Here is a 25,496-nt window from a genome sequence, read left to right on the forward strand (position 1 = left end):
GTCCTGGCGGCCAAGAGCCTGAGCGATATTGGCCGCCATATCGGGTTCGTCCTCAACCAGCAAAATCCGCACGGCCCCCCTCCTGTGTTCCTGTATGGCTTGCGACGCGGACATTGCCGCAATGTTGCGGAATCTGCGGGTAGGGCGCTGTCTTTGTAAGGTTCCTACAAAGTGATCGGACAGGCATCTGGATCGCGCAAGCCCGCCTTCAAAGCGGCCCTAATCGCCGGTTCTCGGCAACTGCCCGGACTCTGGCTCCATGCACAAGCTCGCGACTGGCGCCACGATCTCGTAGATCACGCCGCTTGGACGGAAGTCGATCCTCGTTGTCGCTCGTAACTCTAGCTGGACAAGCTCTCCGAGTATACGTGAGCCAAATCCACTTCGGACCGGAAAGACTACCTCCGGGCCACCGGCTTCGATCCAGCGGAAGCGCAGCATCAGAGTATCCTGCTGTTCAATGGTCCAGAACACCTCGACCGATCCGCCCGGGGCCGAAAGTGCGCCGTATTTGGTGGAATTGGTCGCAAGCTCATGGAGGGCCAGCGACAGAGTTGAAACAACTTTGGGGCCGAGTAGAACGTGCGGGCCGGCCGTATGGATGTTGTCCGCCTGGAACGGCAAGACGCTTTTCTCGACGACGTCAGCCAGATCCGCGCAACCCCAACCGAGGTCGGGAATAAGATCCTGAGCGCTGGCCAAGGCTTGCAGTCTACCCATGGAGCGAGCCTGGGCATCCTGCAGGGAAACGGCTGTCCTTATCGACTGAGCGACAACTGCTTGTGCAAGCGCGAAAAAGTTTTTAGCCCGGTGTCTGGCTTCGTTTGATAGCAGCTTTCGATGCTCGTCGGCTTCGCGACGGGTGGTGATATCGAGCAAGACCCCGGTGATGATGGGCGCGGTCTTGATCAAGGCGCCACTGACCTTTCCTCTGAGCTCGATCCAGCGAACCTGGTGCAAAGGGGTTTGCAGTTTTACCTCTACAACCAATTCCTCGCCGGTCTCGATGGCCTTGTCGAGGGCTTCGCGCCAGGTTCTGCGATGTTGACCATCAAGCGCATAGAGCATGTCGTCATAACTGAACGGGCTTTCCGGCCGGCGCCCGAACATGAGCTTGCATAGCTCTGAGGCAATGAGAGTTTCGGTGGCGACATCGAGGGCCCAGACTCCCACTCCAGCATCTTGCAAGACGGACTGAAGTACCGATCCCGCCGCAGCGGCGGTCCAGCCGCCAGTGTTCGGACTGGCGAAGTCGTAGTTATCGTTCATGTTCGCTCCATATGGGGCCGTAATGTGGAGGCATCTGACAGCTGCGGATCGCTGTAATCGTGTGTCGAACAGCAGATCGCCGGAGACGACTCCCCAGTTGGAAGAAGTGTGGCGGAGGCATCGCGCCTTATCGCGCTGCACTGGACAAGCTAGTCCTGGAACCGGCGGGGATGCCGTTTGTAGGCACCGCCTGGCGCCCGATGGGGCGGCTGCTGCATCAACGCTCTTTATTCGGACAGTCAGCTGGCCAGTGGCACCCCTGATCGCGGGGGACATCGTTCCTGAGCCTTTCCACGGGACGCGATTGCCAAGAGGTGGGAAGGCGCTCAGGTGGGCTGCAGCAGGGCAGGGCACTTGAGCGCTGGAACCCATTAATTCTCTTGTTCCTGGCCGACCAAGGATTCAGCGGTTGCGGCCGGGATTGGGGACCATTTGAAACCGGCGACCGGGCTCGTATGTTCTACGGCTGAGCGCTTGGGCGAGTTGCTCACCGGGCGAAGGGTGTCCTTCTCGAGCATGACGACGTAGCGCTCGCCATTGTCCTTGATCGCGTCGACACGAATGGAGTCGCCCCAGGCTTCGACGTGCTCGGCATCGATCCCACGGCTGTGCAACGTCGAAGTAAGATCAAGGACAGTTCTTCCATGAACCTCGCGGTCGGAGAGAAGGGATTCTGCTGCATTTGCGGAAGCCGTGGCCAGGAAGATTGCTGCAACGGCAGTGATGAACTTGGTGTGCATAGGATGTTCCTTTCTGTTTTGAACATCCCCATCATCTCGCTCGAGCATTGCGTCCAGATTGCGTGATTTCCACTTTCGCATTATCAGTGGAATTCTTTCCGCCGGGCGTCTCGGCCCCAACGCTGCACCGACGTGAGCCTTAGGGCGAGCTCAGGGCTGGCTGATTAGCGACGTCGACAGCCACCTTGCCGTCGAGAGCTTCCCCGGAGGGCTGCGCCCGTTGACGTCGCCCGAACTTGCCGTTTGGAAACCGATCTATTCGTCCCGTTTGTCGAAGTCGGCCTGGGCCTGCTGGAGTTCGGGACCACGCTCGAGCGCCCATGCGTAAAGCGCCTGGAACGGCTCCCGCAGTGAACGACCAAGCGGGGTGATCGTGTATTCGACGCCGACAGGCGTCGTTGGCAGAACTGTGCGCTTGACGAGCCCGTTTCGCTCCAGCCGCTTCAGGGCATCCGCCAGCGCCTTGTGGGTGATGCCCTCGAGACGTCGCATGATCTCGTTGAAGCGCGAGGGGCGCGTGCATAGGACGGTCAGGATCAGCACCGACCACTTGTTGGCGATCTGCTCCAGGATCGGCCGCGTCGTGCGCGCGTCGATCAGAGCTTCGTCGGGCACCTGCCGAGCAGGCGCACGGGGTTGTCGTTGGGAGCTGCGCATCTCCGTCGGGGCTTTGGACAAAGGTATACTCCGCGATATCTACGCTAAAGACAGTGCGTAATTGACCGTAGATATAGGATCTATATTGCTGCGTCCATCAACATCAGATGGATGAGACATGACGAAGCTCCAAGACAAGACAGTCCTCATCATTGGTGGCTCGGGAGGTATTGGTGGCGCGATCGCCCATCGCTTCGCGCAGGAAGGGGCAAACGTCTATGCCACCAGCCGATCGGCCAAGACTGAAGGGACCACCACGTCGGTGGAGACAGGCTCGATTCGATCCGTGTCGGCCGACGCCTCCCAGCCGGCCGATCTCGAAGCGGCGATCGCCCGGATCTACGGGGACGCCGGGCGTATCGACATCCTTGTGGTCAACGCGGGCCTTTCGGAGTTCGCGACCCTGGACGGCCTCACCGAGGAACACTTCGACCGCACCTTCGGGCTCAATGTCCGCTCACTTGTCTTCGCCGCCAAGGGCGCTGCAGGTTACATGGGCGCTGGGGGCTCAATCGTTCTGGTGGGCTCCATCGCCGGAGACATTGGCACCAAAGGCTATGGGGCTTACGGAGCGACGAAGGCGGCGGTCCGGTCCTTCGCCCGAACCTGGGCCAACGAGCTCGCACCGCGAGGCATTCGCGTGAACGTCGTCAGCCCCGGCCCGACCGACACGGCGATGTTTGCGTCCGCCTCCGACGAGATGCGGGCGATCCTGACGGGCATGATCCCGCTGGGACGCATGGGACGTGCGGACGAGGTCGCCGCCGCCGCTCTCTTCCTCGCCAGCGCCGAGGCGAGTTTCGTCACGGGAGCCGAGCTGCCAGTCGACGGCGGCATGGCACAGGTTTGAGGTTTATCACGATGTGCGGTTCTACGTTTCGCTGCCTCATCATAACCCTTGCGCGAGGCAGCGCAGTACGGATGCGCGGTTCGGCGAGCCGAGGCGGCCGCCGAAGACTGTGCATTTAAGCGCCGCGGCGGCATTGGCGAAGGCAACAGCCTCTGGAATGCTGCGGCTTTCGGCGAGGGCCAGCGTAAAGGCGCCGTGAAAAACGTCGCCCGCCGCCAGCGTATCGACAACATCCACCGCAGGGGGCAGCAGGTTGTGCAGGCTGCCGTTCTCCAGCCAAAAGCAACCTTGGGCACCGTCCGTAACTCCGACAAAGCCGGCAAAGCGGCCGGTCAACTCGCGTGTGGCCGCTGCAACGGAGTCGGTGCCAGAAACCAGCATTGCCGCTGGAGCCGAGAAAACCGTGTGGCTCGCCAAGGCAGCCAGAGCAAGGATCACCTCGGGCGGCCCGGTATCGGCGTCCAGCACGGCGATCTTGCCGGCTCCCCGCGCAAGGGAAAGCACTTTCGTGGCGGCTTCTGGCCAGCGGATGTCGACCTGGACGGCATCTGCCGACTGAATGAGAGTCTCGGGGATCCAATCCGGATCAACCCTGAGACCCTTGTCATAGTAGGGCAGGATCAATCGCTCGCCGCTGCGGTCGACAATGACCGCGCTGAGGGGCGTGGGAACGCCCTCAAAGCGCCGGATGTGTTCGCAATCGACGCCCTCTGCTGTGACTTGGGCAACGAACTGGTCGCCCATGCTGTCATCGCCGATCCGGGTGATGAGCGAAGTTCTTGCCCCAAGGCGAGTCGCAGCAATCGCGGCGCTCGTTGCCATGCCGTGTGCCGCCTGGATCATCGCCTTTGGCAGCACCTTGCCCGGCGCGGTGGGCAGGGCGTCGACAGCAAAGATCATGTCCATGGTTGCCGCGCCGGCGAAAACAATGTGGGGAACCTTGGTCATCAAGGGCAACTCAGGACCCGACGTTTGACACAGGATGGACCACCGGCCCCGAAGGGCCGGCGACCGAATTGCCGGTCATCATGCATGGAGCAGTTCAGGCACGGTTTGACTTTGCCATCGCACTGGCTGCCTGGGCGATGAGGTCGGAATCGTTAGCTGAAATGACAAAGCTCACCCCTTGGTCGCGCCAGTAGTGGGCCTGTTCGGGCCCGCCGCAATCGATGCCGACAATTTTGCCGGCAGCACGGCCGCGGGCAATCACATGCAGGATGGTTTCGCGCAATTTGTCGGACTCGAGATAGCCCTTTCGCTCGAGGCCGATGCTGAGGGAAAGGTCGTTGGGGCCGATATAGATGCCGTCGACCCCGTCGACCGCGAGGATCGCATCGACATTGGCGAGGCCCTCGGCCGTCTCGATCATAACGAGGCAAGTGGCGGCGGCATCGCCTTCGGGTGCCTGGGGTATGCTCGCGCGCACATTGCGCCAGATCGGCCCCCAACTGCGGTTGCCAGCGGGGGCATAGCGGCAGGCATTCGCGGCTGAACGAGCCTCCTCGGCATTATTGACCAAGGGCACAATGATCGCCTCGGCCCCCAGATCGAGCGAGCGCATGATGAGGTCCGGCGTGTTCCACGGCACGCGCACAACAGCAGGTGAGCCAGCCTTGTGCAAAGCGTCGAGCAAAGGGCTGAGCTGGGACATGGAAACGAAGCTGTGTTGTAGATCGACACAGATGAAGTCGAACCCGGCGCGCCCCATGATCTGCGCGACCTGCGGGTCGGCAAATCCGGTCCAGGCGCCATAGCTCATCTCGCCGCTGGTGAAGCGTTGCTTGAGGCTCATTGTGCGGGTGTCCCGAACCTGGTGTGGAGGGCCTCGATGGTGGCGAGGGCCTCGGCATCCGGCAGGCCGACAGCCATGCGCGCCCGGCCGGCCGGAATGCCTTGCAGGCGCAAGCCAGTCTTGAGCCGTTCGATGTCGCCGAGCAAACCATCCACAGCTGCCTCAACATCGGCCTGCAATTCCGCCCGGTCCGTTTCGCCGCGGGCAACCGCGCCCGCCATGGCGACGAAAGGTTCGGGATAGACCGAGGCAATGCCCGAGATCACGCCATCGGCCCCGACTTGGTCGAGATTGCCGATCTCGCGATCCGACCCGGTCAGCACCAGAAACTCGGGTGGCAAGAGCTGCCGATAGGTGCCGACCGTTTCGAGGGATTCGCCGCTGATCTTGACACCGATGATGTTGGGAAGCTTCGCAAGCTCGGCCATGAGCTGGGGTGACACGGTGATGCCGGTGCGGGCCTTGAAAATGTAGACAAATACGCCAATCCCGTCCGAAACCTCCGAAATGCGCGCATAGAATTGGCGCAAGGCCTCGTCTGTCGAGGGCAGGAAATAGGGTGTGATGGCGGCGACATACTTTGCGCCTTCGGCGCGCGCTTGCTGGATCAGCCGCTCGACCTGGTAAAGACTGGCGGCACCGACATGGACCACCACCTGCTTGTCGCCCAGAATGTCGAGGCTGAGGCGGGTGAGCGCCTGGCGCTCGTCTTCGCTGAGCGAGGGAAATTCACCCGTGGTGCCAAGTACAAAGGCGCCGTCCACGCCAGAGGCCGCGCATTTACGCAGAATGGCGGCGTTGCCTTCAGGCGATACCGAACCGTCTTCGGCAAAAGCGACAGGGAGCGCCGTCAGGATAATGGGCTTTTTGGGCATGGAGATACTTTCAGGTAAAATCAGGACGGATTGGTTTTGGCCCGCTTGGCCTTGCGGCGGGCCAGGAGTGGGGAGCCGAGAGCGGCGATAACGGCAATGATGGCGAGACCGATCAGCGTGGCCGAAATAGGCTTGTCGATGAGGCCCGTCGGGCCGTCGATCAGCAGCGAGCGCCGCAGATTGGATTCTGCGAGGGGGCCGAGGATAAGGCCGAGCACAATGGGGCCCGCGGGAATACCACAGCGCTTGAGGATCAGCCCGACTACACCGAAGAACAGCATCACCCAGACGGTGAACAGGTTGTTGGTCGTGGCGTAGGTGCCGACGATGCAAAAGACCAAGACCGTCGCCCAGATATAGGGTTTGGGCATGTCGAGCAGTTTCACCATCATGGGCATGCGCACCAGATTGATGGCGAGCGTGATGAAGGTGGCGAGAACCATGATGGCCGTGATGGTCGCGACCAGGGCCGGTTCATTGACGAAAAGGCTAGGACCCGGCTGGATGCCCCAGACGATCATCGAGCCGATCATCACTGCCATGACCGAGTCGCCCGGAATGCCGAGGGCCATCGTGGTGGTGAGCGAGCCGCCCAGCGTCGCGCTGGAGGCGGTATCGGCAGCCGCGACGCCCTCGATATTTCCCTTGCCGAAGGTTGCCTTGGTGCTGGAGGCAGCCTTGGCACGGTCCCAGCCGAGCAAGCCGGCAATATCACCGCCTGCTCCGGGAATGATGCCGACCACGAGGCCAACCAGACCCGATATGGCGGTGGGCTTGGCGATGCGCTTGTATTCGGCTTTGGTTGGCCACCACCGGCCCAGCGCCGAGATCGGCTTCACTTCATGATTGCGGTGAGTGAGCAATTGATCAAGCAGTTCGGCAATACCGAACAGGCCAATGATGACAGCGATGAAATCGAGCCCACCATTGAGTTCGCGGATGCCGAAGGTGAAGCGGGCGTCGCCAGTGATCGGGTCGCGTCCGATCGTGGCGATGAACAGGCCGATAATGCCCGCGAGCAAGCCCTTGGTGATCGATTTGGAGGAAATCGAGATCATGATGGTCATGGCCAGCACCACGACCGCGAACATTTCGCTCGGGCCGAACCGGAGGGCCAACTGCGCCAAGGGCACTGCAGCGCCGGCGAAGAGCACCATGCTGGCCACAATGCCGACGGCGGAAACCAGCGCTGAAACGATCAGCGCCAGGCCGGCCTGACCGTTCTTGGCCATGGGATAGCCATCGAAGGTGGTCGCTATGGAGGCGGGCGTGCCGGGCGTGTTGATGAGGATGGAGGGGATGCGATCCCCGAAATTCGCCGCCACGTAGATGGTGAGGAGGACGGCCAGCCCCTGCACGGGCTCCAGCGTCATGGTGAAGCCGCTGGCCAAGGCCACGGCCATCGTCGCCGTGATGCCGGGGAACATACCCACCAGCATGCCAACCACCACGCCGATGCTCAGGCACAGCATGACGCTTGGCTCAAAGACTGCAAGCACGCCGTCAAGAAGGGCGCTCATAGGGGAACTTTCAGCAGATAATGGAACAGGCCGTAAATGAACGCGGTCGTTGCCAGGGAAAAGATCACCAGCCCCTTCCAGCTGCGCAGCCCGAACAGGAACAACAGGGCGGCGGTGAACACGAGGGTCGGAATGACATAGCCGATGGCTGACCAGGCAAAGACGTAGATGGCGCTCAGGGTCAGAGCGACCAGCATCCGGATCCAGCCGTCTTTTTCGGTGGCTTCAACCTCGCCCCGGCTCATCGGCGGCGCGAATAATGACATGCCCACCAGGATGGCTGACAGGCCCGCGGCGAGCACGGACAACAGTGTCGGCCACCATTTGGGGTCGACCCCGCCGCTGCCCATCCGCAAATAGATATTGCGCGATAGCCACAGCGCCAGCAGCGACAACATCAGCGCCGCTACGGCGATGGCGATCTCAAGGCGCCGGGAAGGAGCGGCAGAGTAATCTGGCTCGGCAATTGTTTCGTCCAGCGGCGGGGTGCCGCCGGACAAAGTTGCGAGCTGTTCAAGCTCGGCCACGATCAGGGCGCCAGAACTTCGGCATAGCGAGCAGCTTCAGCGTCAACGAACGCCTTCCACTCATCACCAGTCTTGTAAACAGGCAGGATGCCGGCAGGCGTGATCGCATCGAGGAAAGTCTGCGAGGAGGCCGCTTTCTTGATGGATTCCTCGAGGATTGCCTTCACGTCGTCCGGAATCCCCGCCGGTCCATATACGCCGCCCCAAGCGCCGAACGTAAGATCGTAACCCTGCTCCTTGGCGGTGGGCACTCCTGGAAAGGCGGGATGCGCTTCCTCGGCAAAGATCGCCAGGACCTTGAGCGAGCCATCGGCAAAGGCGCTTGCGGTTTCGCCGGCACCGGCGGTTACTGCGTTGACATGGCCGCCAAGAGCGGCGGCCACGGCTGGTGCGCCGCCGTCAAAAGGTACGCCCACGAGCTTGGCTTCGGTCAGCTTGGCCAATGTGAAGGTCGTCGCAGCGAAGGAGGACGCGGCGCCTGAGTTGGATACCGACATTTCCGTGGTCTTGGCCGCTTCGATGAACTCGCTCAGCGTGTTGTAAGGGCTGTTAGCGGGCACTGCGAGAACTACCGGGCTGTTCATGACCTGAGCAAGGTACGTGTAGTCGGCGCGGTCGAAGTCATAGCCGAGGTGCTCGGCAATGGCGAATTCCACCGGACCGAAGCCAATCGTGTATCCGTCAGCCGGCTGCTCGGCCACATGGGCGAAGGCCACCGTGCCGGTCGCGCCGGGGCGGTTCTCGACGATGACGCTAACGCCAAGGTCCTTCTCAAGCTCTGCGGCGATGGCGCGCGAGGTCCGGTCAGAGGCGCCGCCGGCGGCAGCCTGAACGACAAACGTGATGTCTTTGGACGGAAAGCTGTCCTGCGCCCAGGCCGGAGCCGAAAAGGCGACGCCCATCAGCGCGGTGGCGGCAAGGGCCTTGATGATCAAACGACGGGTATTCATGGTTCTCTCCCTAGATAGAATTTTTGGATTTGTTGCCCTGACGGGTTCTCGCTTACGCTTGGGTGCCCCGATGCCTTTGCAGGGCGCGCTCCCATACCTTGACCATCCGCTCGCGTGAGCCGTCGAGATGGATGGCGAGTTCGGCTTCCGCCGGATCTGGATCACCGGCTTCAATAAGATTGAGCAGCTTGCGGTGCTTGTCCGTGCTGGCGTGAAGATTTTGGTCGAGGGATATCGTGAGGCGCAGAAGCGTCATCATGATTGCCTCGTATTGCTGCCAGACATCCGTCAGGCGCTTGTGTCCCGATAACAGGCAGATGGCGTTGTGAAAGGCAATATCGGCTTGCGCGAAGGCCGCCGCATCATTGACGTCCGCAGCGGCCTGCATGCCGTCCACATATCTGCGCAATTCGCTAAATCCCTCCTGCGGGCCACGACGAACAGCCAGGCGCACGGCAAGCCCTTCGAGGGCTCCTCGAAGGGAATAGAGTTCGCTGATTGCATCCTGATCGATGCCGATCACGGTCACACCGCGCTGTTGGCTTTCAACCAAGCCTTCGAGTTGAAGAATGCGAAAGGCATCGCGAATGGGACCCCGGCTAACGCCGTAAGCTTCGGCGAGCTCGGCCTCGATCAACCGCTCGCCACGGGCATATTGCCCAGCCGCAATGGCTTCGCGGAGCGCGGAGGCAACCTGCGATCCAAGCGCATCACGATTGATAACGAAGGCTGGCGCGTTGGCCACTATCCCGATCTCCCCCTCAGGCTTGTTAACGGTAAACCGTCAACCGAAAACAAGTCAACGACTTTAATGCCTGTGGGCTCCGGCTGAGGACGTCCCAACCAGTTGACGGTGAATCCCTAAGCAAACCGAATGATGTGCGGCGGCAAAGGGCGGCGCTTAGGGGAATGGGAGGTGGTGCTGCAACAAGCCTGTTGCGTTTGGAAGTAACTGCCAGGGGACCTTTGATAGGGCACCCAGTCCAGCATTGGCCGGGCTTACCTCAAGCCCCAGGACGTTGAGTCGGAGGGGCGATGCCGGCTTCGTTCGGTCCGACCACGCTGTCCTCCCTTGAGGAGGAGGGGCAGCGTGGTCGAGCAGAGGGTCTTAGCTGCGCGCCGCGAGCACGGCCAGCTTGGCGGGGATCGAAAGCACTTCGCGGATGGTCTGGAGGCGCTCGGGAGTGTAGTGGCCCGCGACGTCCAGCAGGTTCATGCAGCCGACCAGTTCGTCCTTGATGATGATGGGGACGTTGACGACGGACTGGCAGCCCAGCTGGTTGATCAGCTCATGGTCGAACAGGACCTTGGCGATGTCCTCGATGGTGTTGGCGACGAAATATTCGCGCTTGCCATGAACGATGTCGAACCAGGGGCCGTAGTTGAGCGGCTTGGTGGCCGAGGTCGGGTAGCTGACGGGATCGCTGGTATAGGCGCGGCGCGACAGCTCGGCTTCCATATCCACCAGCATGATGGTGAAGAGCTTGGCGCCCACGGTGGCGCGGGCGAGGTCCTGCAGGGCGGTGAAGGCCGCTTCGGCGGTGGTCGCCTTGGCAATGGCGGCGTCAAAGGCGAGCAGGGCCTGGGTGTGGTCAGTCATGGTTGGGTCCTTGGGGTCTTGGACGAGGCGCGGCGGCTAGCCTTCGGTTGCCGCCAAAAGTTCGCGCGAACAGGGCTCGCTGAGGTGGCGGGCCTTGAGATTGGCGACGTCAGCGATTTCCACGATGCGGCCACGTTGCATGACGGCAAGGCGATCGCAGAGGAAACTCACCACGGGCAGGTTGTGGGTGACGAGGAGATAGGTCAGTCCCTGTTCGCGGCGCAGGCGCTTCAAAAGATTGAGGATTTCAGCCTGCACCGACACGTCGAGCGCCGAGGTCGGCTCATCGAGCAGCATGACCTTGGGCTTGAGCATCAGGGCGCGGGCAATGGCGACGCGCTGGCGCTGGCCGCCCGAAAGCTGGTGGGGAAAGCGGAAGCGGAAGCGCTGGTCGAGCCCGACATCGCGCAACACCGCTTCCACCCGCTCGCCGCGATTGCCGAGGCCGTGGATGGCGAGGGGTTCGCTGAGCGCGGCGTCGATGGTCTTGCGCGGATGGAGCGAGCCATAGGGGTCCTGGAACACCATCTGCACCTGGCTCGAGACGGCGCGATCGACGCCATGGCTGCGCGGCTTGCCAATGACGGAGATGGCGCCGGTCCAGTCGGGGGCAAGCCCGGCAATGGCGCGCAGGATCGTTGACTTGCCCGAGCCGGATTCCCCCACGAGGGCAAAGCTCTCGCCTTCCGCAATGGCGAGATTGACGGCATGGACGACCTTGGTGTCGCCATAGGAGATGTCGAGGTTCTGCAGGTCGATGGCGTTCATGTGCCGGCCCATTGCGTGCGGTCGAGCACCGGGAGTTCGTCGCGGTTCTCATCGATAGTCGGCATGGCTGCAAGCAGGCCACGCGTATAGGGGTGGGTGGCGTTTTCGAGTTGCCCCGCGGCGCATTCTTCGACCACCCGCCCGGCATTCATGACGAGGATGCGGTCGCAATAGCGGCTGACGAGCGCGAGGTCATGGCTGATCAGGATCAGGCCCATGCCCTTGTCGCGCACGAGGGTGTCGATAATGTCCAGCACTTGCGCCTGCACCGACACGTCGAGCGCGGAGGTCGGCTCGTCGGCGATCAGCAGTTCGGGTTCGGGGATCAGCATCATGGCGATCATGATGCGCTGGCCCATGCCGCCCGACACTTCATGGGGATAGAGTTTGACCACCCGTTCGGGCTCGTTGATGCGCACGGCGTGCAGCATCTCGATAATGCGGGCCTGGACGGCGCTGCGCGTCAGTTTCTGGTGGGTGACGAGGGCCTCGGCGATCTGGTCGCCAATGGTCATCACCGGGTTGAGCGAGAATTTGGGATCCTGCATCACCATGGAGATGCGGGCGCCGCGGATGTCGCGCATCTGCCGCTCGCTTTGGGCTGTGATGTCGATGCCGGCAAAATGCAGCTTGTCGGCGGTGACTTCGCCCGGTTTGCGGATGAGTTTGAGGATCGAGCGGCCGGTCATGGACTTGCCCGAGCCGCTTTCCCCCACAATGCCGAGGCGCTCGCGCCCGAGGGTGAAGCTGAGGCCTTTGACGACCTCGACGCGACCCGAATTGGTAGGGAAGGAAACGCGCAGGTTTTCCACTTCGAGCAGGGGAGTGGTCATTGTGTGCCTCCCAAACTGCGGAGCCCGTGGAGGGACACCCCCCGCCTGGCCTCCCCCACAAGGGGGGAGGTAGGTATCGTGCGGAGGAGAGAATGTGCCAGCGAAGTCGCAGCCAACCTCCCCGTTGTGGGGTGGGGAGGGGAGCTTGGCCAGAGCCCTAGCGGAGCTGGAGTGGGGGTGGTGCGGTGGGTCGCTGAGGGACCCCCACCCTCGGTCAAGCCATTCGGCATAGCCTCATGGCCTTGTTCGCTCAAATCGCTCCACCGGAGCGATTTGTCCCGTTGGGCCGCTCGCAAGCCCCTCAAGGGGGAGGGAGGCAATAGAGCCGAGGCGTCGGTGCATGTTGCAAGCATAGGCATCAACTCTTGCCCTCGCTTTTGGGGTCGAGGACGTCGCGGAGGCCATCGCCGAGGAAGCAGAAGCCGAGGGAGACGATGATGATGGCAAAGCCGGGCATGGTGGCGACCCACCATTGATCGAGAATGAAGGTGCGCCCGCGCGAGATCATGGCGCCCCATTCCGGCAAAGGCGGCTGGGCGCCGAGGCCAATAAAGCCAAGGCCCGCTGCAGTGAGGATGACACCGGCCATGTCGAGGGTGACGCGGATGATCATGGAAGAGGTGCAGAGCGGCAGGATGTGCTGGACGATGATGCGGATCGGCCCGCCGCCGGCCAGCTGCACGGCGGAGATGTATTCGGCGTTCCGGACGGTCAGGGTTTCGGCGCGGGCGATACGGGCATAGGCCGGCCAGGAGGTGATGGCGATGGCGATGATGGCATTGTTGATGCCGGGGCCAAGCGCAGCGACGAAAGCCAGCGCCAGGATCAGCTTGGGCAGCGACAGGAAGATGTCGGTAAAGCCCATGAGGATGCGGTCGACCCAGCCGCCGAAATAGCCCGCGATGGCGCCGACCAGCAGGCCCAGTGGCGCCGAGATCAGCGCGACGAGCCCGACAATGGTGAGGGTGATCTGGGAGCCCCAGATCACGCGCGAAAAGATGTCGCGCCCCAGCTCATCGGTGCCCATCCAGTATTGGGAGGATGGGGGGAGCAGGCGAGCCGACAGGTTCTGCCCGGTGGGGGAATAAGGGGCGATCCAGGGGGCGAAAATGGCGGTGAGGATCAGCACGAGGATGATGATGCCGCCAAGGGCGGAAAGCGGATTGCGCAGCAGCGCGGTCAGCACGCGATAGGCGCGGCCGGCATTGGCCTGCAGGCGTGAGGTGGGGCTATCGGCAAGGAGCCAGGCGCGGGTGGTCATTGTGCGATCTCCAAAGGCCCGAACCCCCACCCCAGCCCTCCCCTCAAGGGGGAGGGGGCTGCAGCGGTGGTGTTGGAGATTATTGCGAAAGCCCACAGGTCCAAAGGCGCTTCCCCTTGAGAAAAGCGGTTGGAGAAGAGGCGAAGGAACATGGGTCGTGTTGCCAAGTCGGTCATCAGCGGGCCCTCGGGTCGAGGACGCGGTAAAGGACGTCGGAGACCTTGTTGATGACGATGAAGACCGCCCCGATCACGAGGGTGGCGCCGAGGACGGCGTTCATGTCGGCGTTGAGGAGGGCGGTGGTGAGATAGTTTCCAAGGCCGGGCCAGGAGAACACGGTCTCGATCATCACCGAGCCTTCGAGGAGGCCGGCATAGGAGAGGCCGATAACGGTGATGAGCGGCACGCGGATGGGCTTGAAGGCGTGGCGCCAGACGACGACGCGTTCGGGCACGCCCTTGACGCGGGCGGTGGTGACGAATTCCTGGCTCAGCTGATCGAGCATGAAGGAGCGCGTCATGCGCGCGATATAGGCGAGGCTGAAAAAGCCGAGCACCGAGGCGGGCAGGATGATGTGGCTGACCGCGTTCCAGAAGATCTCGGTTTCGCCGCGCAAGAGGCTATCGATCAGGATCATGCCGGTGACGGGCTGGACAAGGCCATCATAGAAGATGTCGAGCCGGCCGGGGCCGCCGACCCAGCGCAGCCGGGCGTAAAACAGGGCGAGGCCCACCAGCCCGAGCCAGAAAGCGGGGACGGAATAGCCGAGCAGGCCCACAACGCGGATGGCCTGGTCGAGCCAGCTGCCCTGGCGGGCGGCGGCGATCACCCCGAGTGGCCCGCCCAGCGCGACCCCGATCAGGATGCCGAGGGTCGCCATTTCAAAGGTGGCCGGGAAAAAGCGGCTGAGATCTTCGGCCACGGGCCGGCCGGTGGAAATGGAGCGCCCGAGATCCCCCTGCAGCACATTGCCGACATAGGCGATGAATTGCTGCCAAAGGGGCTGATCGAGCCCCATGGCGGCGCGAGCGGCGTCATATTGGGCCTGGGTTGCGCGATCGCCCACCACGGAAAGCACCGGATCGATCGGGATCACCCGGCCGATAAAGAAGGTGATGGCCAGAAGCCCCAGAAAGGTGAGGAAAAACGCCAGCAGGAAGCCGCCAATGGTCAGCAGGTTGCGGCCGAGGCGCTTGTTGCGCATGCCTGGAGCGAGGGCGGGAGAGGCCAATTGCTGATCGAGCGCCACGCAGATTTCCTGTTTCAGAACAAACCAATAGCGCCGATGAAGCCATTCACCGCCGTGTTGCAGAAGCTGCATATTTCGCTTCCACCATATAGAATTGTTTGCTTATATCAAAAAAATTTTGGTGGAGACGGGTTTGGCCGAGGCGCTGGCAACACGGGAAACGGGGCACCCCAAAGTGGGTGCGCTGATCCGTGCGCGGCGCCGGCAACAGCAGCTGACCCTGGTGGCGCTCGGGGAAGCGGCCCAGCTTTCAGTGGGTTATCTCAGCCAGGTCGAGCGTGACCATGCCACGCCATCGCTCGGGACCCTCGCGCAGATCGCCCGGGCGCTCGGGGTTTCCATGGAGTATTTCGTCGCAGCGCCCGCGGCGCAGAATGCGCTGACGCGCGCGGGCGAGCGCAACCGGTTCTCGCTCGATGGCTCCTCGATACTTTACGAGCGGCTGGGCGCCGATTTTGCGGGCAATCAGCTGTCGAGCTTTTTGATGATCGTGCCGCCCGGTTATCGCTCCGAAACGGTGGCGCATGAGGGCGAAGAGATCCTTTATGTGCTCGAAGGCTCCATCACCCAGCGGCTCGATGGCGAGGAAATGGTGATGGAAGCGGGCGATAGCCTGCATTTCCGCGGCAATCGCCCCCATTCCTGGAGCAATCATACTGCGCTACCAGCGCGCCTCTTATGGACGGGGACGCTGGCGCTGTTCCGGTCCACGGCCCGGCCGCGGCCGGCCATCACCAAAGCCAAAGCCGGCGCCAACAAGCCGGTCCGCAAAAAACCCATCCCCAAGGAGAAACGCCCATGAAGCTCTTCCGCGCTGCCCTTTTGGCATCCGCGCTGGCCCTGCCGCTCGCGGCCGGCGCCGCCACTGCGGCCACCCCGGCCAATGCGTTGGTGATCGCCCAGAATATCGACGATATCGTCGCGCTCGACCCCGCACAGGCCTATGAATTCTCGGCCGGCGAGATCAACGCCAATCTCTACGACAAGCTCGTGCAGTATGATGCGGCCGACACGACGGTGCTCGCGCCGGGGCTGGCGAGCGAATGGGTGGCCGATGAAGCGGCGAAATCGCTGACCTTCACCATGCGCGAGGGCGCGACTTTCGCCTCGGGCAATCCGGTGCGGCCCGAGGACGTCAAGTTCTCGTTCAAGCGCGTCGTGACGCTCGACCTCACCCCCGCCTTTATCCTGACCCAGCTGGGCTGGACGCCGGAAAACATCGACGAGATGGTCACGGTCGAGGGCAACACGGTCACCGTCAAGTGGACGGGCGATTTCGCCTCGGCCTTCGTGCTCAACGTGCTGGCAGCGCGGCCGGGTGCGATCGTTGATGAAGTGCTGGTGATGGAAAACGAAGTGGATGGGGACTGGGGCAATGCCTGGCTCAACACCCATTCGGCCGGCTCGGGCCCGTTCGTTCTGACCGACTATCGCCCGGCGGAGCTGGTGCGCCTCACGGCCAACGAAAACTACTGGAACGGCGCGCCGGCGATGAGCCAGGTGCTGATCCGGCATGTCGCGGAAGCCGCAACCCAGCAGCTGCTCTTGACCTCGGGCGATGTCGATATCGCCAAGAACTTGACGCCCGACCAGATCGGGGGCCTGGGCGAAAACGTCAAGGTCGAAGCCTATCCGCAGGCGGCGGTGCATTTCCTGTCGTTCAACCAGAAGACCGATGAGTTGACCGACCCGGCGATCTGGGAAGCGGCGCGGTACCTCGTGGACTATGACGGGATGACGCAGAGCTTCCTCAAGGGGCAAATGGAAAAGCACCAGGCCTTCTGGCCCAAGGGTTTTCCGGGCTCCTATGACGAGACGCCCTTCACCTATGACGTGGAAAAGGCCAAGGCGATCCTTGAGGAAGCCGGGATCGAAACGCCGATCAATGTGACGCTCGACGTGATCAATTCGGCCCCGTTCACCGATATCGCCCAGTCGCTGCAGGCCGGGTTCTCGGAAGCCGGGATCAATTTCGAGATCCTGCCGGGCACCGGCGCGCAGGTGATCACCAAGTATCGCGAGCGCACGCACCAGGCGATGCTGCTGTATTGGGGCCCGGACTTCATGGATCCGCACTCCAATGCCAAGGCGTTTGCGTACAACTCCAACAATGCGGACGACAACTACACCGCCACGACCACCTGGCGGAATGCCTGGGAAGTGCCGGCCGAGATGAATGACGCGGTCAATGCGGCGCTGGCCGAACCCGACCAGGCCAAGCGCAACGAGATGTACACCGAGCTGCAAAAGCAGGTGCAGGCCGAAAGCCCCATCGTCATCATGTTCCAGGCCGCGCTGCAGATCGCCATGGCCAACAATGTCGAGGGCTATGTGAACGGCTCGAACTCGGACTTCGTCTACTACCGCCTCGTGACCAAGGACTAACATCGCTCATGCCTGCGACGGCCCTTCCGGGGCCGTCGCTCCTCACCCCATCGGCTTGCCGGCTCTCAGCGCACGCGTAGTGCTTCGATCAGCGCCCGCAAGGCCGGAGGGCTTTGCCGCCGGCTGGAGTGATAAAGGTAGCAGCCCGGAAAGGTCGGGCACCACTCGTCCAGCACCTGCACCAGACGGCCGGAAGCCAGGTCTTCGGCAACATCCTGCTCCATCATGTAGCCTAACCCCGCGCCGGCCCGGACAGCTGCCGCCACCAGGGCGCCTTCATTGACGATCAGGGGCCCGGAGGGCTTGATCTTGATGTCTTTACCCTCATGCCGAAACTCCCATGGCAGCAGCCCGCCAGACGTGCTCAGGCGGTAATTGATGCAGGCGTGACGCTCGAGATCATAAGGGGAAACAGGCGGTGGATTGCGGTTGAAATAGTCTGGCGTAGCCACAACAATGGTGCGCAAGTCCGGCCCCACCCGCACCGCGACCATGTCCTTTTCAACCGTTTCGCCAAAGCGAATGCCGGCATCGAACCCGCCCGCAACGATATCGACCAGCGAGTTCTCGATATTGACCTCGACCCGTATATCGGGATTGGCCAGCAGGAAAGCGGGGAGCTTGGGCTCAAGCACTGTCTGCGCCACCCAGGCGAAAGTGGTGATCCGCACCAGCCCCGATGGATGATCGCGCCATTCGCTGAGCCCGGCCAAGCCATTCTCGATGGCCGAAAGGGCAGGGCCAAGGGACGCCAAGAGCTGCTCGCCGGCGGGAGTGGGCGACACGCTGCGGGTGGTGCGTGACAGGAGCCGGACGCCAAGCCGCGTTTCAAGCCCGCGCATGGCGTGGCTCAAAGCCGAGGTCGAGAGGCCCAGCACAGATGCAGCACGGGTGAAGCTGCCCTCGCGGGCAATGGCAGCAAACATGGCAAGATCGTTGAGCGGCGTTCGTTCCATTGTTGCAGGGTGCTCACAAGCTCATGCCATGGGCAAGGGCTAATCGGGTGCCACTCTTGGCTCTACTTGTCAGGTGCAGCCTCAAGCCTTGAAGGATAAGCCTCATGAGTCTCACTCAATACCGCACCCTTGGTGCATCCGGCCTTGTCGTCAGCCCACTCGCGCTCGGTACCATGACCTTCGGCACCGGACGCTGGGGCACCGACGAAACAAGCTCCCGCGCCATCTTTGACACCTATGTCGCCGCGGGCGGCAACTTCGTTGACACAGCTGACATCTATTCAGGCGGGCAGAGCGAAGAAATGCTCGGCCGTTTCATTGCCCAGAGCGGCTTACGCGACAAACTTGTTGTCGCCACCAAGTTCGGCTTTTCGCGCCAGCAGGGCACTGCGCTTGCCGGTGGCAATGGCAAGAAGAACATCCGGGCCGGCATCGAGGGATCGCTCAAGCGCCTGCAAACAGATGTTATCGACATGTACTGGATGCATGTCTGGGACCGCACCACGCCGGCAGAAGAGGTTCTGGGCACCTTGAGCGACGCCGTTCGCGCGGGCAAAATCCTGCACTATGGCTTCTCCAATACGCCAGGCTGGTATGTCGCCAAAATCGCCACCCTGGCTGCCGCGCATGGGCTGCCCAAGCCGATTGGGCTGCAATATTCCTATTCGCTGATCGATCGTGGCGTCGAACTTGAACTTGCCCCAGCCGGAGCGGAATTCGGGTTGGGCCTCGTACCCTGGAGCCCTCTCGGCGGCGGGTTGCTAACCGGCAAATATGGTCGCGACATGCTTTCGCGTGCCGAGCAGGCGCCCGCTATGCCCGACAGCGCCGGCGATGGCGGCGAGCAGGGGAGCGATGGTCGGCTTAACGGTGACAATCCTTTCGGCGGCATGCTGTTCACGGAGCGGAACTTCGGGGTGGTGGACGCTGTGCGCGAAATTGCTCAGGAAGCGGGCAAGTCCATGGCCCAGGTCAGCCTGGCCTGGGTGGCGGCACGGCCGGGCGTTTCCTCCGTGCTGATCGGCGCCAGCCGCCCCGATCAGCTGGTGCAGAACATCGCCTCGCTTGAGGTGAGGCTGTCCGCTGATCAGTTGCAGCGCCTTGAAGCGGCTACCGCCCTGCCGCTCCCAAGCCCGTACTTCATCTTCCAGTTGCCGCGCGGCGCGTTCTTTGGCGGCAATGAGGTTGCGCCCTGGAACGCTTCGGCACACTGAACAGCACGAGGGGAGCCATGGCTCCCCTCGGCGTATCTCGGTTCGAATTACCAGGGATAGGTCTCGTTGACCGATCCGGTGAAGGTGCCGGTTGGGCCCTCGCTGCCGAGGAGAGCGACGCGCACGGCTTCGGCCGCACCCTGCTCGACGGTTTCGTTGCCTTCGTAGTTGTTAAGCGCAGTGCTGGTATAGCCGGGGGTCACCGCATTGACCTTGATCCCTTCCGCTTCAAGATCGATGGCAAAGGCTAGCGTAATGGCATTGAGCGCGGTCTTGGACGCGCCATAGCCGGGGTTGAACGTTGCCCTATAGGGACCGGGTTTGGAGTTGATGGTGAGTGAGCCAAGGCTGCTCGACACATTGACGATGCTGGCATCTTTCGATTTGCGCAGCAGGGGCACAAATGCCTGGGTGACGGCGAGCACGCCGAAAACATTGGTTTCCCAGATGGAGCGCACTTCATCGACCGAAATCAGCGTTGCCCGTGAGCGCTTGATATAGTCCTGCATGGTCTCGGTTTCCTGGCCGTTGGCCCGGGAAATCGCGGCATTGTTGACGAGAACATCGAGGCGCCCGAACTGCTGTTCGACTTGCGCCGCGGCGGCGCGGATCGAAGCCTCGTCGGTGACGTCGAGCTGGATAGGATGCACATCGCCGGCAATAGTTTGCGCGGCTGCCTTGCCCCGTTCGAGATTGCGCGAGGCGAGCAGCACCGTCACGCCATTGGCGGCGAGATCGGTTGCGATCTGGAGGCCGATGCCCTGATTGGCGCCGGTAACGAGTGCGATGCGGGTATTTTCGGTCATGGCTTGATCCTGTTCTTGATTGGCCGAACAGGAGGTGGTCATCGGCTGGTGGACGTTCTATCTTCAAACGTCCAAGATTATTTCGATTGAGTCCAGAATGGCTGATCCCCTCGCGCAGATCGTTGGCTTGCTGCAACCGGGCGCACCTTTTTCCAAATGCGTCACCGGATCAGGACCATGGCGGGTGAGGCGGACCCAATCGCCCAATCCCTATTATGTCGCGATCCTCAAGGGGAGCCTGCGCTACCGGGATCACCAAAGCGGGGAGATCCTCGTCAATGCGGGGGACTTCATCCTGATCCCCTTTGCGCACGACTTCAGCATGTGGAGCGAAGCGCCAAGCAGCGACACCAATCTGGTGATCGATCCCGTTATCCTGCCCGGCGGTGGCTACCGCCTCGGCAGCATTGATGGCCCGACCGATATGCGGGCACTGGTGGGCTACTGCATATTCCAGTCGGACGATGCGAGCTTGTTGTCCTCGCTGCTGCCCGAAGTGGTTGTGGTGCGCAGCGAATATCGGCTGGCGATGCTGATGCAGTTGCTCGGCGATGAGGCTGTGGGCACCAAGCCGGGACGAGAAGTGGTGTTGCAGCATCTGCTCGAAGTGCTGCTGATCGAAGCGCTCCGCTCCACTGCCGATCTGGGAGATTCACCGGGATTGCTGCGCGGCTTGGCGGACGAGCGGCTCGCGGTGGCGCTCAGGGGCATGCATGCAAGACCGGAGCGCGGCTGGACCGTGGCCGAGCTGGCGCGAGAAGCCGCTTTGTCCCGGTCAGGTTTCCATGATCGGTTTCAAGGCGCTGTGGGCATGGCACCGATGGAATATCTCAAGTCCTGGCGACTGGCTCTGGCCAAGGACCTGCTGCGCAAGCGGGAAGCGAGCGTAAGCGAGATTGCCCGCCAGGTTGGATATCGCTCGGCCAGCGCCTTCAGCGTGGCCTTTATGCGCGAAGTCGGCGTATCGCCGGTGCGTTATGCGCGCGAGGTCGCTGCTGCGTCATCCGGCATGGCGGCAGAAGAATTCGAAGGCGCTATCGCCTGACGGAGAAGCTCAGGGAAACCTGGTCCGCGCTCAAAGGCGGCGTTGTGGAAGTGCCCTTCGTGCCCGAGTATGATGATGTCACCAGCAGCTATCGGCGGTATTTCCCGAGGCCATTGCTGGAGAACTCAAGCGGAAAGAACACTCATGCGCCGCTGGATAATCCTTCTTGCTACCATGGCGGTGTTGGTCGCGGGCTTCCTGGGCGTGCTGGAGTTGAGCAATGCGAGAGGTTTCCAGCTTTTTGGCGATATCGTCGCGCGCGTCGAGACTGATGCGCCCGTCGTGGCGCTCACTTTGGATGACGGCCCCACGCCGGCCTATACCCAAACGGTGCTCGACATTCTCAACGAACGCGACGTCAAGGCGACCTTCTTTCTCACTGGCCGGGAAAGCGCTGAGCATCCGCAGCAGGTTCAAGCCATCGCCGCGGCCGGTCACGAGATCGGCAATCATTCCTGGTCGCACAGGCGCATGGTCTTCATGTCGCCCGCAAGTATTGCCGAGGAAATCGAAAGCACCGATGTCGCCATCCGAAAGACCGGCTATGCGGGCCCGCTGCACTTCCGCCCGCCCTATGGCAAGAAACTCGTCGCCCTGCCTTGGTACCTCGCCCAACACGGTCGCACCACGATTATGTGGGACGTAGAACCTGAAGCTGATGCGGTTGATGCGGCCAGCTCCCGTAGCCTAGCCGACCATGCGATTGCCAAGGCGACAAACGGCTCCATCATTATCATGCACGTCATGTATGAGAGCCGAGCAGCAAGTAGACTGGCATTGCCTGCTATCATCGATGGCCTCAAGGCCCGTGGTTTCAAATTTGTTACGGTTTCCCAATTGCTGGCCGGCAGATAACAAAGCTCTGCAGCCAATTGATGGGCGTCTGGTCGGCGCATGGACCGGGAAAGCCGGGCGGTGTTTCGCGACGCCATCGAGGCCAGCGAGCTGGAGTGGCAGCGTGGCGCCGCTTGGGCGTTCCAGCAGGCCATGGGCCTCGTATGGTATTATCGGCAGTCCAATCCCACGATGAGCGCGCTCTGGCGGAGCACCATTTCGCGTCTCGTCGAACACTTAGCGCCCTAGTCCGACGATTCACGACGCTGCAGCGGGGTGGATCACGGCCATGATGTGGGTGTCGATCTCCTGGTTGTCGATCATGGCCCCCAACCGCCGGGTGCCCTCCAGGGCAAAGCCGTGCTTTCGATAAAGGGCGATGGCCCCGCTGTTGTTGGCGAAAACCTCGAGTTCCACCCGGCGAAAGCGCCTTGATCGCGCGGTTTCGAGCGTGGCAGCGAGCAGCCGGGACCCAATGCCCTGGCCGCGGAACTGCGTTACGAGGCCCATCCCCAGCACGCCGGAATGCTCAAATACGGGTTTGCTCTGCCGGCAAATGTCACACCAGCCAATGATTTGAGCACCCGCCAAGGCGACGAACTGTGGATTGCCGTTTTTGATGTTGCCGGCAACAAAGCTCGCTGTGCTCTCGATCGGCGGTGCCTGATGCGAGGACAAAAAGCGACGCTCCCGGGCTACGCTGTCGAGAGCAGCGTAGAAGCCGTCGAAATCACTCATTACGATAGGCCTGATCTCGACCTTCATGCTGCCCATCAGTCGCTCTTGTTGTTCTTAATTTCCGTTCAGCTGGGGTAGAACGCAAGCAAGCGTACCCAAGGCGTATCCCCCGGCCTTGCCAGGCTAAGCCGGCGCGACTGCACTTCGTTTTTCCAGCCGGATCATGCACAGGGCAGCCATCAGCCCGAAGGCGCAAAGAGCGCTGGCAAACAGGAAAACGCTGCCGCTGCCGGAGGCGTAGAGCTGCCCGCCCACAAGGATAAAGACGCTGCCGAGGAGCCCCCCTGCTGCCGCATAGGAGCCGGTAGCGCTGGCAAGAAAGTGCGGGGCAACATGTCGGCGCATATAGGCGGCGACGCCAACTTGGGTAAGGCCTAGTGTCGCGCCTTGCAGTAACTGCATCAACAGGGTGGGCAAGATGTCGGTCGAGTAGCCGAAGGTACCCCAGCGCAACACGCCGGCAAGACACCCGATGCTGATGATCATGCCGGGCGTCAGCCGCGTCGTGATGCGGCTGGCAAACGCGAAGGCAATTATTTCGGCGGCGACGCCGATGGTCCAGAAGATGCCGATTTCGAAGGTCGAATACCCAGCGCCCAGCCAGCGAAACGTGCTGTAGGCATAAAACAGGCCGTGGCAGGCCTGGGAAATGGCGGCACTGCCGATAAGCAGCAGGAAGCTGCGGTTGCGCAAGGCCTTGGCAATCGCCGCAGTCGAGATCGGGCCGATCGCTGCACCATCCCCGCGGCCGGGAAGGGCGCTTGAAAGCCCGGCCTGCAGTGCAAGAACCAGGATGAGCACGAGGACAATGACGGTGGGGCCCGACCAGTCGACCAGATAGCCGCAAAGCAGGGTCGTGACCACGACCGACGCCGAGCCCCAGGCTCGCACCCGGCCAAATTCCAGCCGGTATGTGGCAAGGTTGGCGATGAGGATCGACTCGCTGAGCGGAATGAGTGGCGCGCTGACGAACCGGAGGATGAGGTAAACGCCGGCCACGATGAGAGGGCCATCGGCGGCCAGCAAAGCGGCGGAAGCAAGCGTGGCGAGCACGACGAGGCCGAACAGGATCGCCTTGTTGCTCCGGGTGCGATCGGCCACACCGCCAACCACGGGATTGACCACGACCGCCAGCGCCGAGGCAAGCGCGAGGCAGACCCCGATCTCTTGTACCGAAAGGTCGCCTGATTTCAGCCAAAGCGGCATGAAGGTGATGCCGATCGCCACCTGCGCGTAAAGCGCAAAATAATACGCGTAGAACGCCATGCCCGAAACTGCCCACCCCGCTGCCACGTCAACGCGCTTGCGAGAGGCAACACCTTGTTGTCCCCCAACGGAGCGCGTCCTCCCCCCGGGCAGTCCGCCACTAGCCTTAAGCCGAGCGCCGCGGGATTTCTAGGAGCATCCAGCGGTTGGCACGCGCAAACGCATTACCTCCGTCGGGTGCACTGGGCGGCGATCATCCTCATCCCGTAACCCGGGATATCGCTGGGAAATCGTTGAGCGAGCGCAATCCACTTTCGCACGCGCATGAAGGCGGGGACTAACTCAACGCCGGCACGTTCGGCAAGCTCCACAAACTCCTGGTCGCCCGGAGCGGACAGCACCGCTTCCACACCGACCGCCTCGAGCGCGACTGCAAGCGCCACAATGGGTTCGACGTCACCCCGCGACCCATAGGTCGACAAAAGTACCCGCATCGATGCACTCCCTTTGCTTGGATACGGCAAGGGTTTTACGGCGGGTCCCTAGGCTTGAAGCAAGCCGCTTGTGATCTACATATCGAAGTGGGGGAGGGGTTGAAACCGATGTGTGTACCGAGGCCCAACTTAGCACGCCGAGGATCGACGTTCAGGCGGCCGCGGCAAACCCCAGTCGCCAAATGGCCGGCGCCGCCAGGGAAACACCTGATAGCAGCAGGAGCGAGAACGCCACGCGGCGCAGCGTGAGGACCGCAAATGGCGGCGGCCAGCGTTTTGCGGCATAGGTGGTGGCGGTAACCACGGGCGCCGCCAACAGCGCCCACCAACTTGCCTCATAGGGGAAGCTGCCGGTCAAGCCGACCAAGGACAGCCGGAACAAGGCGTTGACGCCAAAGATCAGCACCAAGGTGTCCCGGATGGCGGCCGCTGGCAGGGGTTGGCGATAGAAGTGATAGATCAAGGGCGGTCCGGCCGTGGAGAACATCCCGCCCAGAAAGCCGCCCAATGCACCCACCAGGACGAACGAACCCGAAGAAGACCGGTTGGGCAGCGGATGCGGCTGCAGGATCAACTGGATGCTGGCACCAACGATGACGGCGCCCAGCAGCAGGCGTAGTCCGTCCAGATTGGCGTCCGCAAGCCATTCGAGCATGAAATAACCCAGCACCACCAAAAGGAGGCTGGGGCCAATGGCGAGGCGAAACTCGCTCCAGGCCACGTTACGCCAGCCTCGGGCCAACACCTGAGTTGCATTGACCACCGTGAGGATGCTCACGATCACCGCGGCTTCGGGCAGGGGCAGCAGCCCGAGAATGCCGATACCGCCCATCATCAACAGGCCAAAGGCAAAGCCCGTCAGCGTCTGCACATAAGCGGCAGCGCCGGCAAGGACCAAGAGCATGGCGACATTCAACGGGTCCATTA

General features: G+C 62.3%; 28 protein-coding genes. 7 read left to right on the top strand and 21 right to left on the bottom strand.

The annotated features are described in order from the left end of the window. Window positions 1-219 precede the first annotated feature (219 nt). The 3 genes from AC3YMN_RS12195 to AC3YMN_RS12205 form a co-directional block, all read right to left on the bottom strand. The gene (locus tag AC3YMN_RS12195; protein ID WP_489890206.1) at window positions 220-1,269 is read right to left on the bottom strand and encodes a sensor histidine kinase; all 1,050 of its coding nucleotides are present in this window, start codon (window positions 1,267-1,269) and stop codon (window positions 220-222) included. Window positions 1,270-1,640: 371 nt separating this feature from the next. Then, window positions 1,641-2,009, bottom strand: a complete 369-nt coding sequence (locus AC3YMN_RS12200; RefSeq protein WP_489890207.1) for a hypothetical protein — start codon at window positions 2,007-2,009, stop codon at window positions 1,641-1,643. A 255-nt stretch (window positions 2,010-2,264) separates the two neighbouring features. After that, window positions 2,265-2,666, bottom strand: coding sequence for a winged helix-turn-helix transcriptional regulator (locus AC3YMN_RS12205; protein WP_489890538.1), 402 nt, complete (start codon window positions 2,664-2,666; stop codon window positions 2,265-2,267). Between the two features lie 118 nt (window positions 2,667-2,784). Here AC3YMN_RS12205 and AC3YMN_RS12210 point away from each other — a divergent pair, with 118 nt between their 5' ends. Next, window positions 2,785-3,516, top strand: coding sequence for an SDR family NAD(P)-dependent oxidoreductase (locus AC3YMN_RS12210; RefSeq protein WP_489890208.1), 732 nt, complete (start codon window positions 2,785-2,787; stop codon window positions 3,514-3,516). Between the two features lie 39 nt (window positions 3,517-3,555). Here AC3YMN_RS12210 and AC3YMN_RS12215 read toward each other — a convergent pair whose 3' ends face one another. From AC3YMN_RS12215 to AC3YMN_RS12270, 12 genes are all read right to left on the bottom strand, one after another. Continuing rightward, window positions 3,556-4,464 (bottom strand): PfkB family carbohydrate kinase, encoded by a 909-nt coding sequence (locus AC3YMN_RS12215; protein WP_489890209.1) that lies wholly within the window; start codon window positions 4,462-4,464, stop codon window positions 3,556-3,558. A gap of 94 nt (window positions 4,465-4,558) precedes the next feature. Beyond that, entirely contained in the window at window positions 4,559-5,308 is a 750-nt protein-coding gene (locus AC3YMN_RS12220; RefSeq protein WP_489890210.1) for an HpcH/HpaI aldolase family protein, read from the bottom strand. Next, complete coding sequence (locus AC3YMN_RS12225) at window positions 5,305-6,183, bottom strand: dihydrodipicolinate synthase family protein (protein ID WP_489890211.1); 879 nt, start codon at window positions 6,181-6,183, stop codon at window positions 5,305-5,307. Before AC3YMN_RS12225 ends, AC3YMN_RS12220 begins: the two co-directional genes overlap by 4 nt. Window positions 6,184-6,203: 20 nt before the next feature. Next, entirely contained in the window at window positions 6,204-7,703 is a 1,500-nt protein-coding gene (locus AC3YMN_RS12230) for a tripartite tricarboxylate transporter permease (protein WP_489890212.1), read from the bottom strand. Beyond that, window positions 7,700-8,230, bottom strand: coding sequence for a tripartite tricarboxylate transporter TctB family protein (locus tag AC3YMN_RS12235; protein WP_489890213.1), 531 nt, complete (start codon window positions 8,228-8,230; stop codon window positions 7,700-7,702). Before AC3YMN_RS12235 ends, AC3YMN_RS12230 begins: the two co-directional genes overlap by 4 nt. Window positions 8,231-8,232: 2 nt before the next feature. Beyond that, window positions 8,233-9,180, bottom strand: a complete 948-nt coding sequence (locus AC3YMN_RS12240) for a Bug family tripartite tricarboxylate transporter substrate binding protein (protein ID WP_489890214.1) — start codon at window positions 9,178-9,180, stop codon at window positions 8,233-8,235. 52 nt (window positions 9,181-9,232) lie between these two features. Beyond that, window positions 9,233-9,925: a GntR family transcriptional regulator gene (locus tag AC3YMN_RS12245; RefSeq protein WP_489890215.1), complete on the bottom strand. Its 693-nt coding sequence runs from the start codon at window positions 9,923-9,925 to the stop codon at window positions 9,233-9,235. Between the two features lie 363 nt (window positions 9,926-10,288). Further along, window positions 10,289-10,780 (bottom strand): GAF domain-containing protein, encoded by a 492-nt coding sequence (locus AC3YMN_RS12250; protein WP_489890216.1) that lies wholly within the window; start codon window positions 10,778-10,780, stop codon window positions 10,289-10,291. Between the two features lie 36 nt (window positions 10,781-10,816). Beyond that, complete coding sequence (locus tag AC3YMN_RS12255; RefSeq protein WP_489890217.1) at window positions 10,817-11,548, bottom strand: ABC transporter ATP-binding protein; 732 nt, start codon at window positions 11,546-11,548, stop codon at window positions 10,817-10,819. Continuing rightward, a complete protein-coding gene (locus tag AC3YMN_RS12260; protein WP_489890218.1) occupies window positions 11,545-12,381 on the bottom strand; it encodes an ABC transporter ATP-binding protein in 837 nt (278 codons plus the stop codon). Before AC3YMN_RS12260 ends, AC3YMN_RS12255 begins: the two co-directional genes overlap by 4 nt. Window positions 12,382-12,739: 358 nt before the next feature. Further along, complete coding sequence (locus AC3YMN_RS12265; protein ID WP_489890219.1) at window positions 12,740-13,642, bottom strand: ABC transporter permease; 903 nt, start codon at window positions 13,640-13,642, stop codon at window positions 12,740-12,742. A 175-nt stretch (window positions 13,643-13,817) separates the two neighbouring features. Then, window positions 13,818-14,846, bottom strand: a complete 1,029-nt coding sequence (locus AC3YMN_RS12270) for an ABC transporter permease (RefSeq protein WP_489890539.1) — start codon at window positions 14,844-14,846, stop codon at window positions 13,818-13,820. 178 nt (window positions 14,847-15,024) lie between these two features. Between AC3YMN_RS12270 and AC3YMN_RS12275 the strand changes: the two genes are divergently transcribed. Next, window positions 15,025-15,693 (top strand): helix-turn-helix domain-containing protein, encoded by a 669-nt coding sequence (locus tag AC3YMN_RS12275; protein ID WP_489890220.1) that lies wholly within the window; start codon window positions 15,025-15,027, stop codon window positions 15,691-15,693. Then, window positions 15,690-17,276 carry an ABC transporter substrate-binding protein gene (locus AC3YMN_RS12280; protein ID WP_489890221.1) on the top strand — a complete coding sequence of 529 codons (1,587 nt, stop codon included), beginning with the start codon at window positions 15,690-15,692 and terminating at the stop codon, window positions 17,274-17,276. Before AC3YMN_RS12275 ends, AC3YMN_RS12280 begins: the two co-directional genes overlap by 4 nt. 65 nt (window positions 17,277-17,341) lie before the next feature. Here the strand turns inward: AC3YMN_RS12280 and AC3YMN_RS12285 are convergent, their stop codons facing one another. Then, the gene (locus AC3YMN_RS12285) at window positions 17,342-18,232 is read right to left on the bottom strand and encodes a LysR family transcriptional regulator (RefSeq protein ID WP_489890222.1); all 891 of its coding nucleotides are present in this window, start codon (window positions 18,230-18,232) and stop codon (window positions 17,342-17,344) included. A 104-nt stretch (window positions 18,233-18,336) separates the two neighbouring features. Between AC3YMN_RS12285 and AC3YMN_RS12290 the strand changes: the two genes are divergently transcribed. Continuing rightward, entirely contained in the window at window positions 18,337-19,446 is a 1,110-nt protein-coding gene (locus tag AC3YMN_RS12290) for an aldo/keto reductase (RefSeq protein WP_127752273.1), read from the top strand. Between the two features lie 47 nt (window positions 19,447-19,493). Here the strand turns inward: AC3YMN_RS12290 and AC3YMN_RS12295 are convergent, their stop codons facing one another. Continuing rightward, window positions 19,494-20,252, bottom strand: coding sequence for an SDR family NAD(P)-dependent oxidoreductase (locus AC3YMN_RS12295; RefSeq protein ID WP_489890223.1), 759 nt, complete (start codon window positions 20,250-20,252; stop codon window positions 19,494-19,496). Between the two features lie 97 nt (window positions 20,253-20,349). On the opposite strand from AC3YMN_RS12295, the gene AC3YMN_RS12300 reads away from it, so the two are divergent. The 3 genes from AC3YMN_RS12300 (at window position 20,350) to AC3YMN_RS12310 (ending at window position 22,380) form a co-directional block, all read left to right on the top strand. Beyond that, entirely contained in the window at window positions 20,350-21,297 is a 948-nt protein-coding gene (locus AC3YMN_RS12300; RefSeq protein ID WP_489890224.1) for an AraC family transcriptional regulator, read from the top strand. Between the two features lie 75 nt (window positions 21,298-21,372). After that, entirely contained in the window at window positions 21,373-22,152 is a 780-nt protein-coding gene (locus tag AC3YMN_RS12305) for a polysaccharide deacetylase family protein (protein ID WP_489890225.1), read from the top strand. A gap of 39 nt (window positions 22,153-22,191) precedes the next feature. Beyond that, window positions 22,192-22,380, top strand: a complete 189-nt coding sequence (locus AC3YMN_RS12310) for a hypothetical protein (RefSeq protein WP_489890226.1) — start codon at window positions 22,192-22,194, stop codon at window positions 22,378-22,380. 9 nt (window positions 22,381-22,389) lie between these two features. Here the strand turns inward: AC3YMN_RS12310 and AC3YMN_RS12315 are convergent, their stop codons facing one another. The 4 genes from AC3YMN_RS12315 to AC3YMN_RS12330 all read right to left on the bottom strand — a co-directional run bounded on the left by AC3YMN_RS12315 (window position 22,390) and on the right by AC3YMN_RS12330 (window position 25,494). Continuing rightward, window positions 22,390-22,905: a GNAT family N-acetyltransferase gene (locus tag AC3YMN_RS12315; protein WP_489890227.1), complete on the bottom strand. Its 516-nt coding sequence runs from the start codon at window positions 22,903-22,905 to the stop codon at window positions 22,390-22,392. An 87-nt stretch (window positions 22,906-22,992) separates the two neighbouring features. Continuing rightward, window positions 22,993-24,135 carry an MFS transporter gene (locus tag AC3YMN_RS12320; RefSeq protein ID WP_489890228.1) on the bottom strand — a complete coding sequence of 381 codons (1,143 nt, stop codon included), beginning with the start codon at window positions 24,133-24,135 and terminating at the stop codon, window positions 22,993-22,995. A 164-nt stretch (window positions 24,136-24,299) separates the two neighbouring features. Next, window positions 24,300-24,569 (bottom strand): glycosyltransferase, encoded by a 270-nt coding sequence (locus AC3YMN_RS12325; protein WP_489890229.1) that lies wholly within the window; start codon window positions 24,567-24,569, stop codon window positions 24,300-24,302. A 151-nt stretch (window positions 24,570-24,720) separates the two neighbouring features. Continuing rightward, entirely contained in the window at window positions 24,721-25,494 is a 774-nt protein-coding gene (locus AC3YMN_RS12330; RefSeq protein WP_489890230.1) for a TSUP family transporter, read from the bottom strand. Window positions 25,495-25,496 lie beyond the last annotated feature (2 nt).

Source organism: Devosia sp. Z11_6 (assembly GCF_058133665.1).